Annotated in this window: 8 protein-coding genes; 4 read left to right on the top strand and 4 right to left on the bottom strand. The window is 71.9% G+C overall.

The genetic code is table 11. The features are described 5' to 3' along the window. Positions 1-329: 329 nt before the first annotated feature. The 4 genes from V6U81_RS13795 to msrA form a co-directional block, all read right to left on the bottom strand. The gene (locus V6U81_RS13795; protein WP_334489002.1) at positions 330-1,514 is read right to left on the bottom strand and encodes an osmoprotectant NAGGN system M42 family peptidase; all 1,185 of its coding nucleotides are present in this window, start codon (positions 1,512-1,514) and stop codon (positions 330-332) included. After that, positions 1,511-3,340 carry an N-acetylglutaminylglutamine synthetase gene (gene ngg, locus V6U81_RS13790; RefSeq protein WP_334488999.1) on the bottom strand — a complete coding sequence of 610 codons (1,830 nt, stop codon included), beginning with the start codon at positions 3,338-3,340 and terminating at the stop codon, positions 1,511-1,513. Before ngg ends, V6U81_RS13795 begins: the two co-directional genes overlap by 4 nt. Before the next feature lie 2 nt (positions 3,341-3,342). Then, positions 3,343-5,127, bottom strand: coding sequence for an N-acetylglutaminylglutamine amidotransferase (locus V6U81_RS13785; RefSeq protein ID WP_334488996.1), 1,785 nt, complete (start codon positions 5,125-5,127; stop codon positions 3,343-3,345). Between the two features lie 203 nt (positions 5,128-5,330). Beyond that, the gene (gene msrA, locus V6U81_RS13780) at positions 5,331-5,993 is read right to left on the bottom strand and encodes a peptide-methionine (S)-S-oxide reductase MsrA (RefSeq protein WP_334488993.1); all 663 of its coding nucleotides are present in this window, start codon (positions 5,991-5,993) and stop codon (positions 5,331-5,333) included. 376 nt (positions 5,994-6,369) lie between these two features. Between msrA and V6U81_RS13775 the strand changes: the two genes are divergently transcribed. The 4 genes from V6U81_RS13775 to V6U81_RS13760 all read left to right on the top strand — a co-directional run bounded on the left by V6U81_RS13775 (position 6,370) and on the right by V6U81_RS13760 (position 12,429). Continuing rightward, the gene (locus tag V6U81_RS13775; protein ID WP_334488990.1) at positions 6,370-7,227 is read left to right on the top strand and encodes a spherulation-specific family 4 protein; all 858 of its coding nucleotides are present in this window, start codon (positions 6,370-6,372) and stop codon (positions 7,225-7,227) included. A gap of 206 nt (positions 7,228-7,433) precedes the next feature. Then, positions 7,434-9,518, top strand: a complete 2,085-nt coding sequence (locus V6U81_RS13770; protein ID WP_334488987.1) for an Agd3-related carbohydrate-binding protein — start codon at positions 7,434-7,436, stop codon at positions 9,516-9,518. Further along, complete coding sequence (gene pelF, locus V6U81_RS13765; protein WP_334488985.1) at positions 9,515-10,984, top strand: GT4 family glycosyltransferase PelF; 1,470 nt, start codon at positions 9,515-9,517, stop codon at positions 10,982-10,984. Before V6U81_RS13770 ends, pelF begins: the two co-directional genes overlap by 4 nt. Before the next feature lie 5 nt (positions 10,985-10,989). Next, on the top strand, positions 10,990-12,429 hold the full coding sequence (locus V6U81_RS13760; RefSeq protein ID WP_334488981.1) for a hypothetical protein: 1,440 nt from the start codon (positions 10,990-10,992) through the stop codon (positions 12,427-12,429). Positions 12,430-12,443 lie beyond the last annotated feature (14 nt).

Raw genomic sequence — 12,443 nt, 5'->3', positions numbered from 1 at the left:
GTGCACTGTGCCCGCCTCGCGGCGGACGGTATTTCACTGTCGAGGACAGCGGCTAGCGGACAGCCACCTCACGAGTCCGATTGCTATACAAGTCTGGACCACCTCCTTTCCCGTGTACCGCCACGCTATCGACTCTCCGACGGCGTCGGCAACGGATTTCGATCACAGAGCCGACGGGAATGGCCGCTGGGCCGGAGGGTGTTCGCCCCGACGGAGGACGGCGAAGCCGGCCCGCTGGACGGGGGTGCCGGCTCACCCGACGGGGTGCCGGCTCACCCGACGGGGGCGCCGGCCCGCCCGGCGGGGACTGAGCGAGCTGGGGCAGGGCGTCAGGAGGTCTCGGCGATGCCGATCGGGCCCTCGCGCGGACCCTCCTCGTTGGCGGGCTGCACGGCCAGCGACGGGAAGTTCGCCAGGTCGCCCTCCGGCTCGGCGTCCCACTCGGGGAAGACCAGGTCGCTCTGCAGGTAGAGGCAGAGCAACTGGGTGAGGTGACGCAACCCCTCCAGGTGGGTGCGCTCGTGCCCGTGGGTGGCGTCCACGCCGAAGCCGAGCAGCGCCACCCGGGCGTGCGCGCCCGCCTCGACCGCCGCCGCCACGTCCGAGCGGTAGTAGTCGAAGACGTCCCGGACCAGGTCGACGCCGTGCTCCCCGGCGATCGAGGCGAGGTTGCGGGTGAGGTGGTAGTCGAACGGGCCGACGCCGTCACCCATCGCCAGGGTGGCGGCGTCCTCCCGGGACTGCTGCCCGGGGGCGACCACCGCGGCGTCCACCGAGACGATCTCGGCGACGTCCGGGTCCAGGCCGTGGCTGGCGCCGTGGCCGATCTCCTCGGTGACGGTGACCAGCAGGTGCGCGGTGACCGCCGGGGTGATCCCGGCGTCGACCATCGCCTTGAACGCGGTCAGTACCGCGGCCACGCCGGCCTTGTCGTCCAGGTGCCGGGACTTCACGTACCCGCTCGGGGTGATCATCGGGTTGGGCAGGAACGCCACGAAGTCCCCGGCGTCGATGCCGAGCCCGCGCAGGCCGGCGATGTCCTCGACCGGCTCGTCCACCCGGACCTCGACGTGCTCCCAGCCGACGCCCTGGAGGTCGACGTCGTCGTTGTAGCGGTGCCCGCTCGCCTTGAGCGGCAGCACCTGACCGGTGATCACCCGGTCCAGGTCGTCGGTGAAGATCCGCACGTGGGCGCCCTCGGCGAACCGGGCGCTGTGCGTGCCGATGGTCTTCAGCTCCAGCCGGCCGTTCTCCTTGAGCCGCTTCACCATGCCGCCGATGGTGTCGGTGTGCACCACGATCGCCCGGTCGGCGCCGGTCGCCCGGGGGCCCGGCAGGCAGGCGCTCAGCGCCCCGCGCCGGGTCAGCGTGGACGGGATGCCGAGCGCGGAGAGTCGTTCGCCCACGTACTGCTGCACGTGGTCGGTACGCCCCGACGGGCTCGGGATCTCCAGCAGCTCCAGCAGCACCTGGCGCAGGTACTCCAGGTCGATCTCCAGGGGTTTGGGGCTCACGCCGCCCCTCCCGGACCGGCCGGGCTCCAGAGCCGCTGCGGCGCGCGGGTGCCCGGGAAGAGCAGGTCCACGAAGCGTTCCGCGGTCGGCTGCGGCTCGTGGTTGGCCAGCCCCGGCCGCTCGTTGGCCTCGATGAAGACGTGCTCGGACCGGTCGGGGGCGGGGACCAGCAGGTCCAGCCCGGTCACCGGGATGTCCAGGGCCCGGCTCGCGGCCACGCAGGCCTCGGCGATCGCGGGGTGCAGTTCGGCCGTCACGTCGTGGATTGTGCCACCGGTGTGGAGGTTGGCGGTCCGGCGTACGGCCAGCACCTCCCCCTCGGGCAGCACGTCGTGCATCCGGTGCCCGGCCTCCGCCACCACCTCGCGGGTCATGTCGTCGATCGGGATCCGGGACTCGCCGCCGGTGGCGGCCGCCCGCCGGCGGCTCTGCCGCTCGATCAGCTCGGTGATGTCGTGCACGCCGTCGCCGGTGACCTGGGCCGGCCGGCGGACGGCGGCGGCCACCACCTCGTGGTCGATGACGACGACCCGCAGGTCCTCGCCGGAACGCAGCTCCTCGATCAGCACGTCCGGGCAGAACCGGCGGGCCAGCTCGACCGCTGCGGTCAGTGCCTCGGCGGTGCGTACCCCGACGGTGATGCCGTTGCCCTGCTCACCGCGGGCCGGCTTGACCACCACCGGCCCGAACTCCGCCAGGAACGCGAGGTCGTCCGGCTCGCCGGTGGCGGTGCGACCGCGCGGCACCGACAGGCCCGCCTCGGTGAGGATCCGCCGGGTGACCCGCTTGTCGTCGCAGCGGCTCATCGCCACCGCCGAGGTCAGCTCGGAGAGTGACTCCCGGGTGTGGATGGTCCGCCCGCCGTTGGTCAGCCGCAGCTCACCCCAGTGCGGGTCGGTGACCTCCACCCGGATGGCGCGGCGCATCGCCTCGTCCGCGATGATCTTCGCGTACGGGTTGAGCTCGTCGTACCCCTCCGGGGTGGCGGGCAGGAAGAGCCGCTCGTTGATCGGGTTCTTCCGTTTCACGCAGAGCGTGGCGGTGCGGTGGAAGCCGAGCCGCTCGTACAGCCGGATCGCGCCGGAGTTCTCGGCGAGCACCGACAGGTCGACGAAGGCCCGCCCGCGCTCGTCCAGCCGGTCGGCCAGGGCGGTCAGCAGCGCCTGGCCGGTGCCGGGCGGGGCGTGGTTGAAGTCGACGGTCAGGCACCACAGGCTGGCGCCGTTCTCCGGGTCGGCGAAGACCGCCACGTGGTCGACGCCGGTGATGGTGCCGACGATCTCCCCGGTGGCCGCCTCGGCCACCAGGTGCAGGAAGCGGTCGGTGCCGGCGTTGTCGACCAGCACCTCCACCGGGGCGGTCACCATGCCGTTGCGGGCGTAGATCCGGTTTACCGCGTCCGCGTCGTCGGCGTCACGCAGCGGGCGGATCACCAGCCCGGGGATCTCCGGGCCGCCGTCGGTGGCCGCCGGCCGCCGCTCGCCCAGCGGCAGCCGGTACGTCAGCGACGGGTCGATGAAAAGCTCGTCCGGCAGCCGGGACACCAGCACGTGCGGGTCGCGCAGGTAGATGCAGATGTCCCGGGCGCCGGCCGCCTCGGAGCGCAGGACGGCGGCGACGGCGGCCTGGTCGGTGAAGGTCTGACCGAAGACCAGCCGGCCCCAGCCGCAGTCCAGCACCATGCCGTCGGGGCCGGTGGCGGGCGTGCGCGGCTCCGGCGTGCCCGGGGCGACCGGGTCGCCGCCCGGGCCGACGTGTTCCCGGCGCCGGCCGAGCACCCGCTCCCGGTCGCTGCGCGCCGTGCCGGTGGCGAGGGTGTCCGACATGGTCAGTCGATTCCGTGGCTCTGGAGCCACATTTCCAGGAGTCCCAGTTGCCACAGCTTGTTTCCGTTCAACGGGGTGAGTTCGGCGTTCGGGTCGGCGAGCAGCGCGTCGACGTAGTCGGCGCGGAACAGGTCGCGACGCCGGGCCGCGGGCGCGGAGAGCGCGTCGCGTACCCGGTCGAGGAGCTTGCCCTCCAGGTGGGTGAGGCCCGGGACCGGGAAGTAGCCCTTGGGCCGGTCGATCACCTCGTGCGGCAGCACCCGGCGGCCGATCTCCTTGAGCACGCCCTTGCCGCCCTGGGCCAGCTTCAGCTCCGGCGGGCAGCTCGCGGCCAGCTCGACGAACTCGTGGTCGAGGAACGGCACCCGGGCCTCCAGCCCGTGCGCCATGGTCATGTTGTCGACCCGCTTGACCGGGTCGTCGGTGAGCATGATCTGGGTGTCGATCCGCAGGCCGGCGTCGACCGCGGTCTGCGCCCCCGCCCGGCCCAGGTGCGCGGCCACGAACTCCCGCGCCGGGTCGCCGTCGGCCAGCCAGTCCGGGTTGAGCACCCGGGCCAGCCCGGCCGCATCCCGGTCGAAGAACGCCTTCGCGTACGTCTCGAGCGCCTGCTCCCGGTCGATCCCGGCCAGCGGCGGGTACCAGTGGTAGCCGCCGAGGATCTCGTCCGCGCCCTGGCCGGACTGGACCACCTTGACGTGCTTCGACACCTCCTGGCTGAGCAGGTAAAAGGCGACGCAGTCGTGGCTGACCATCGGCTCGCTCATCGCGGCGACGGCGGCCTCGAGCGGCGGCACCAGGTCCTGGGCGGCCACCCGGAGCTGGTGGTGGTCGGTGCCGAAGGTCTTCGCGACCAGGTCGGAGTAGACGAACTCGTCGCCCTCCCGGCCGCCGACCGCGTCGAAGCCGATGGAGAAGGTGGAGAGGCCGGTCTGCCCCTCGCCGGCGAGCAGCGCGACCACCAGGCTGGAGTCCAGGCCGCCCGAGAGGAGTACGCCGACCGGCACGTCGGCGACCATCCGGCGGCGTACCGCGGTGGTCAGCGACTCCAGCAGGGCGTCCTGCCAGTCCTGCTCGGACCAGTCGGCCCGCTCGGCGGCCCGGGTGAAGGAGGGGTCCCAGTAGACCCGCTCGTGGCTGCGGCCGTCCGGTTCGTAGACCCGCACGGTGGCCGGGGGGAGCTTGGTGACGCCGCGCAGGATGGTCCGCGGCGGCGGCACGATGCTGTGGAAGCTGAGGTAATGCGCGAGCGCGACCGGGTCGATCGAGGTGTCGACGCCACCGCCGGCGAGCAGGGCCGGCAGGGTGCTGGCGAAGCGCACCACGCCCGGCGTTTCGGCCAGGTAGAGCGGCTTGATGCCGAGGCGGTCCCGGGCCAGCACCAGCCGGCCGGTGTCCCGCTCGCTGATCGCCACGGCGAACATGCCGATCAGGTGGTCGACGAAGTCGAGCCCCCACTCGGCGTACGCCTTGATCACGACCTCGCTGTCGCCGGTGGAGAAGAAGCGGTGCCCCTTGGCCTGCAACTCCTCGCGCAGCTCGCGGTAGTTGTAGATGCAGCCGTTGAAGACGCCGCTCAGGCCGGCGCCGGCGTCGACCAGCGGCTGCCCGCTGGCCGGGGAGAGGTCGATGATCTTCAGGCGTCGGTGCCCGAGGGCTGTGGCCCCTTGGGACCAGACCCCGCTGTCGTCGGGCCCCCGGTCGCTCATCGTGGCCGCCATGCGCTCCACCGTCGCCACATCGGCGCGTGAACCGTCACGGCGGAACTCTCCCGCAAGTCCGCACATGGCAGGCAATGCTGCCAGAGGTTGTTGCGCTTCGCCTGTTGGGACGATGTCGTTGGTGTTACGTCCTTGCTAGGATGCGCGCCACCCGGGAGTCGGGCTCTCGTGCGCGGTGGTTTTCCTGTCCCGGCCCCGCCCGGTGCCCGAATCGGACCGGGCCCGCGGTGTGACAATCACCGCAGGCCCGGAACCGGACAACAGGTCGCTCAGCCGGCGGTACGGGCCACGCCGACGGGGCAGCTCAGCCCGTTCGGGCCGTGGTTGCAGTAGCCGTTCGGGTTCTTCGTCGGCGCCAGGTACTGCTGGTGATAGTCCTCGGCGAAGAAGTAGTCACCCAGCGGCGCGATCTCCGTGGTGATCTCACCCTTGCCGGCCCGCGCCACGATCGGCGCGAACGCGTCCCGCGACGCCTGGGCGGTGGTCAGCTGCTCGTCGGTCGTCGTGTAGATCGCCGAGCGGTACTGGGTGCCGACGTCGTTGCCCTGGCGCATGCCCTGGGTCGGGTCGTGGTTCTCCCAGAAGATCTTGAGCAGGTCCTCGTAGCTGATCTTCGCGGGGTCGTAGACCACCTGGACCACCTCGGCGTGCCCGGTCCTGCCCGAGCAGACCTCCTCGTACGTCGGGTTCGGCGTCACGCCGCCCGCGTAGCCGGCGGACGTGGTCAGCACGCCCGGCAGCGTCCAGAACAGCCGCTCGGCACCCCAGAAACAGCCCATGCCGAAGACCGCGACCTGGGAACCCTCCGGGAACGGCCCCTTGAGCGACGATGCCAGCACCTCGTGCCGGTCACCGATCGGCATCGCGATCGGGCGACCCGGCAGGGCCTGGTCGGGGGTGGGCAGCTCGGCCTTCATACGGCGAAGGAACACGGTGGGACTCCTCTCGTACCTCTTCCCCGCGTGCAACACCGCCGGGCCCCGCTTCCTTACCCGGTCAGGGGGAGGCCAGGCATCTGGAGGCTTTGCTCCCTTGTGTCCCTGCTGTCCGAATCCTTACTGACCAATCAGCGAGAAATACCCAATAGCGCTCTGAAACGGTCTCGTGGGTACCAATGACTCGATACCGTACCTAGGTGCTCGATCGCGGGGCGCGGCGCAGCAAGCGCCGGCCCGGCGGGAGCGTGATCCCGGTGCCTCAATGAGCACCGGCAGCCCGTGATCTTCTTCGGATGGCGGCGTGAAAAGTGCCTCGATGGTCGGCCCACTGGTGGTGGCTCTTGTGTCGGTAGCAGCAAGCAGCGCATGCGTGAGCGCGGAGCCGCTCCGGCAGCGCATCGCCATCCCGGCGTACTGGACGCCGGCGACCCCGGACGGCGGGGCGATGTTCGGGCGGCTGGCCCACAGCGCACCGGCCACCGGCATCGTCGTCGTCAACGGCTCGCACAGCGCGCCCGAGTTGCCCTACCACCCCGCCTGGGGCGAGGTGTTCCGGAGCCTTCACGCGGCCGGCGCGCGAGCGCTCGCCTATGTGGACACCGGTTACCTCGGGCTGGGTCTCGGTTCACCGAGCCGGCCGACGCGACGGGACGGGCCCGGACGTGGACGCTCCGACGTCGACGCCTGGACGGCGCAGATCACCCGCGACATCGACGGCTGGTACCGGGCCTACGGAACGGCCGGGCTCCAGGGCATCTTCCTGGACCGGACGACCGCGGCCTGCGGACCGGGCGACGCCCACGTCGCTCGGTACCGCCGGATCGCGGCGTACATCCGCGACCGGTACCCCGGCGCGTACCTCGTGATGAACCCGGGCCGGACGACCGAGCGGTGCTACCAGGATCTGGCCGACACCCTCGTCACCTTCGAGGGCACGTACGACGAGTACGCCCGTTGGCAGCCCGCCGGCTGGGAGGCGGGCCTACCCGCCGAACGCTTCTGGCATCTCGTCTACGCCGCTCCCGATCGGGCGGGCATGCGGCGGGCGGTCGCCTGGAGCAAGCGGCGCAACGCGGGGTACGTGCACGTCACGGAGCGCCTCGACACGGTGGACGGGCTGGGGCACCCGTGGATCACGATGCCGGTCGAGGACGACTGGCGGGCCGAGCTGGTGGCGGCGTACGGCCATGAACCGTCGCCCTCGGAAAACGTGGTGTCCGTCCCGTGACCGGCCCCTGAAGCAACGTCCTCTTCGACTCCTCGCCCCTGACCGGGTCCCGGACCAGCGCCCGGGGCGACTTCCCCCATTCCTGACGCAGCAGCTCTCCAAGCTGCCGAACAACCCTGTCCTTTTTCTCCGACTGGAGGTCGGCTATGGCAAGAACCGCAACGGTCCGAACGGTCGCGGCATGCGTGGCGATGATGGTCACGAGCATGACGCTCGCCGGTCCGGGAACGGCCGCCGCGCGCCCGTCCGCCCCGGTGCCACCCGCGGTCGTGGGGCTCGCGCCGGTGGCGGCGCCGCCGACGCTGGACGCGCCGCGGCCGCTACCCCGCAAGGGTGGGTCGGTACCCCTGCGTCAGGGTGACCTGTCGACGCTCTCCGCCCCGAGTGCCGCCGACACCACCGCGTCCACCCTGAGCGCCGGGGCGAACACCAAGGTGGGCCTGCGCGCGCTCGTCGTCGCGGTCGACGACAACGACTTCGGCCTGCCCACCTGGAAGTCGACGCTCGACCGGGTCGGCGCGGCCTACGACGTGCTGCTGACCCGTACGACGCCGCTGACCACGGAGACCCTGGTGCGCCCGGACGGCGTCGGTCGCTATGACGCCGTCCTGCTGACCGACAGTGGTCTGCTCTACTCGGAGAACGGCGGGTACGTCAGCGGCCTCGACGCCACCGAGTGGAACCTGCTGTGGGCGTACGAGCGGGACTACTCGGTGCGCCAGGCGGTCCTGTACGGCAGCTACGGGACGTGGCCCGAGGACTACTGCCTGAGCGGCGTGAGCGAGGGCGCGGTGGGCGGCACCCCGCTGAACGCCACCCTGACCACCGCCGGCGCGGGGGTCTTCGACTACCTCAAGTCCACCGCCCGGGTCCCGGTCGTCGAGTCGTACGTGTACCGCACCGCGGTGCGCACCGACTGCACGGCCACCCCGGTGCTCGCCGCCGGCAGCGACACCATCGGCGTGCTCAGCCCGTCCGCCGACGGCCGGGAACGGCTGATGCTGACCTTCACCTCCAACCAGTACCTGCTCCAGTCGAACCTGCTGGTGTACGGGCTGTTCCGGTGGGCCAGCCGAGGACTGTTCCTCGGCGAGCAGCGGCACCATCTCAACGTCGACGTCGACGACTGGTTCAACTCGGCCGACCACTACTACCCCGACGGTCACATCGAGTCCGACCCCGGCTACCAGATGTCGGCGCACGACGCCTACAACACCTACCTCCGCCAGCAGGCGCTGCGTCAGAAGTATCCGCTGGCCAGCGGCCTGACCCTGGGCATGGCGTACAACGGCGGAGACGCGAACCTGAACGCGGGCAGCTCCTGCAGCCCGCAGGGCGGGATCCGGAAGCTCACCGCCACCACCAAGTGCCTGGCGAAGGAGTTCCGGTGGATCAACCACACGCTGACCCACCCGGAGATGAACTTCACCGACTACGCCACCAGCCGCGCGGAGATCGCCGACAACCTGTCCGCCGCCGGGCGGCTCGGGCTGCCGGTCGACGGCAGCGTGCTCAAGACCGGTGAATACTCCGGCCTGGGCGTCTACAACCCCGACCCGAACAACGACACCGACCCGCCGACCGACTTCGGCCTGACCGCGTCCAACCCGGAGCTGCTGCGGGCGGCGCGCGACCTCGGGGTGAAGTACCTGCACGGCAACATGTCCTTCCCCAGCCACCAGCCGGCGTGCTTCAACTGCGGCATCGCCCACCCGCTGGACACCAGCCTCACGGTGGTGCCGGACTGGCCGACGAACATCGCGTACCACTGCACGGCGCCAGCGGAGGAGACCGCCTTCTACAACTCCTTCTACGGGCCGAACGGCAAGTTCCCGTACTGGCCGACGAACCTCACCTACGACCAGGTGGTCTCGGCCGAGACCGACGTGGCGCTGGGCCACCTGAGCAGCGGCTCGCTCTACACCCACACCTTCCACATCGCCAACCTGCGCGACTACGGCAACGGTCGGACGCTGCTCACCGACTGGCTCGACAGCCTGCTCGGCAAGTACAGCTCGTACTACGCCGTCCCGGTGCGCAACCTCGACTGGCCGGCGCTGGCCCGGTACGCGGTCAGCCGTAACGGCCACTTCGCCGAGCTGGCGGCCGGGGTGGACGCCGTCCTCGACCGCGCCGACAACACCGTCACCGTCAGCTCGCCCCAGGCCGGCACCGTCACGGTCAGCGGAGTGCGTAACGGCGACTCCACCACCTACGGCAGCGAGGTCTCGACGCCGGTCGCGCTGCGGGCCGGCGAGCCGTCGGTGATCGCCGCGAGCCTGCTGCCATGAGAGTGGCGCTGGTCTCCGAAGGGACCTACCCGTTCGCCGTGGGCGGCGTGAGCATGTGGTGTGACCAGCTCATCCGGGGCCTGCCCGAGCACGAGTGGGAGATGGTGGCGCTCACCGTCGACGGCAGCGAACGGCCCCGGTGGGATGCGCCGGACAATCTCGCCCGGTTGAGCACCATCCCGTTGTGGGGGGAGCGACCCGACCGCCGCGGTGCGCGGCGGCCCGGGCGCCGGTTCCGCGAGGGGTTCGTGGCGCTGCTGGGCGCCATCCTGCGACCCGATGATCCGGAACCCGGGCGGAAGGAGTTCAGCCGGACCCGCTTCCTCCACGCGCTGCGCCTGCTGCACGAGTACGCCGCCGACGGCGGGGATCTCACCGACGCGCTCAACTCGAACACCGCGTTCAGCATGACCCTGGATGCGTGGGGCGGCCTGCGGCCGGACGAACCGGAGATCACCCTCGCCGACTGTGTCACCGCGCTCGCGCTGATCGAGCACATGCTGCGACCGCTCTCCGTCGAGCCGGTCCGGGCCGACCTCGTGCACTCGTCCATGAACGGGCTCTGCATGCTGGTCGGGATGACCGCCAAGTGGCGGTACGACACCCCCGTGGTCATGTCGGAACACGGCATGTACCTGCGTGAGCGCTACCTGGACCTGCTCGGATCCGACGATTCGTACCCGGTCAAGGTGCTCGTCCTCGGCTTCCACCGCCAGCTCGCCCGGGCCGCGTACCTCGTCGTGGACGCGCTGGCCCCGCACGGCGGGTACAACCGGCGCTGGCAGCTGCGCAACGGCGCGGACCCCGAACGGACCTGGACCGTCTACAACGGCGTCGACCCCGACGAGTTCCCGGCGCCGAAGGCCGAGCCGACCGAGCCGGCCCTCGTCTACCTGGGCCGGATCGACCCGATCAAGGACCTGCACACGCTGATCCGCGCGTTCGCGGTCGTCCGGGCCGAGGTGCCCGGGGCGCGCCTGCGCATCTTCGGGGACGCGCCGGCGGGGAACGCCGACTACCGCGACAGCTGCCAGAAGCTCATCGCCGACCTGGGGCTCACCGGCGACGCCGTGCTGGAGGGGCGGGTGCACAGTTCGGTGGACGCCTACCACCAGGGGCAGGTCGTGGCGCTGACCAGCATCTCCGAGGGCTTCCCGTACGCGGTGGTCGAGGCGATGGCCTGTGGCCGTCCGGTCGTCTGCACGAACGTCGGCGGGGTGGCCGAGGCGGTCGGTGACGCCGGGTACGTGGTGCCGCCGCGCGACTCCGCGGCGGTGGCGGCGGCCTGCGTACGGCTGCTCCGGGACGCGTCGCTGCGAGCCCGGCTGGGTGCGGCGGCGCGGGACCGGGTCCTGGCGCACTTCACCCTCGACCAGTCCATCGACGCGTACCGGCGGATCTACCGGAACCTCGTGGACGAGTCGGCGGCGGCGTTCCGACCCAGTGGGCCGGTGGCAGCGGTATGACCGGTATGGCCGACGCTCCGACGCTGGAGTCGCCCCGGGTCGTCGACGACCCGGTCGTCGGCCTGGTCGAGCGGACGGCCCCCCGGCTCGGGCGGCCGGTCGACGCGATGCAGGTTGCCGCGGCCCTGGAGTCCGATGGGCTCACCGACCGCTCCGCCCGGGACGACTACGGCTACCCGGACGTCTTCGTGCTGGCCGAGGAGGTGTTCCGCCGGCTGGCCCCGGAGATCCGGCCACCGCGGGTGCCCCACTTCGCGTCGGGAGACCCGGGCCGCGCCGCCCGGGACCTCTCGCACGGCCTGCTGTACATGATGCCCGGCGTACTACTCCCGGCGGTGCTGGCGTTGCTCGACCAGCGGTCCGGGGTGCGAGGACTGCTGACCGCCGGGGCGGTCGGCTGGGTCTGGTCGGGCGGAACCGCCTGGTTGGGGTATCGCCTGGTGGGCCGGGGCCTGTCCCGCCCTGCAGCGCGATTGCTCCGCCGGTCGGCGCTGCTCGGCCCGGCGGTCGCGGCCGCCGCCACCGCCCTGCCCGGCGGCACCGAGGCTGACCTGCCCTCGGTGCTGCTGGCGGCCGGGCTGTCGGCGTACCAGGTGGCCGCGACCGCCGCTCTCTTCTATCGGCAGGAGGGCTGGCTGCTCGCCGCGATGGCGCCCGCCGCCGCGGCCGGCGGCGGGTACCTGCTGACCGGGCGACCGGATGCCACGGTGGCGGTCGCCATCAGCGTCGGGTCGGTGGCTCTCGCGTTCGCGTTGGCGCTCTCGTGGACCGCCCGACCGGATCTCCCCGCCTGGTACCCGAGGTCCACCGGGCCGGTCGCGGACCCGCCCCTGCACCGCGCCGCCCGGCCGGAGCTGTCGCAGCTCTGCGCCGTCCTGCTCTACGCCGCGCTCTCGGCGGCGTACCTGCTGCACGCCGATGCGCGGTACCTGTCCGGCCCGTTCGACCTCGCGGTGGCCGCGGCGCCGCTCATCCTCGGGATGGGGCTGGTGGAGTGGCGGGCCCGCCGATTCCACGAACGGGCCCGGGCGCTGTTGCGCCAGGCACATTCTCCGCGCCGGTTCGCCACCCGGGTGTGGACCCGGCTGGCGATCGAGCTGGGGCTGGTCACGACCGCGGTGGCCGTGCTGGCGCTGCCACTGCTCGCCGCCCTGCGGCAGTCCGGTCGGCTCAGTACGGCGGGAGCCGTGCTGATCGCCGCGCACGTCGCCGTCGCCGGCGCGTACTTCGTGGCCTTCATCCTCGCCGGCCACCGCGGATTCGGCCGACTCAACGCGGCACTCGGTGCCGCCCTCGTGGCGCACCTGAGCGTGCTGCTGGTCGGTCGGGGCGCGCCCGACCCGTTGGTCGACGCAGCCGGTCTTCTCGGCAGCGCCGTCCTGCTTCAGGCAATCCTCATCGCCGCACTGGTCGGGGTCCTCGGCCAGGCATGGCGATACCGGTAGTGACAAGTACGGGA

Source organism: Micromonospora lacuserhaii (assembly GCF_036902735.1).
Lineage (GTDB): Bacteria > Actinomycetota > Actinomycetes > Mycobacteriales > Micromonosporaceae > Micromonospora.
Note: the sequence above shows the minus strand (reverse complement) of the source record. Positions and strands in the feature narration are given on the sequence as shown.

Excerpts from the sequence above, each read along its gene's own strand:
- ngg (WP_334488999.1), bottom strand. The coding sequence starts at position 3,340 with ATGTCGGACACCCTCGCCACCGGCACGGCGCGCAGCGACCGGGAGCGG.
- V6U81_RS13785 (WP_334488996.1), bottom strand. The coding sequence starts at position 5,127 with ATGTGCGGACTTGCGGGAGAGTTCCGCCGTGACGGTTCACGCGCCGAT.
- V6U81_RS13770 (WP_334488987.1), top strand. The coding sequence starts at position 7,434 with ATGACGCTCGCCGGTCCGGGAACGGCCGCCGCGCGCCCGTCCGCCCCG.
- pelF (WP_334488985.1), top strand. The coding sequence starts at position 9,515 with ATGAGAGTGGCGCTGGTCTCCGAAGGGACCTACCCGTTCGCCGTGGGC.
- V6U81_RS13760 (WP_334488981.1), top strand. The coding sequence starts at position 10,990 with ATGGCCGACGCTCCGACGCTGGAGTCGCCCCGGGTCGTCGACGACCCG.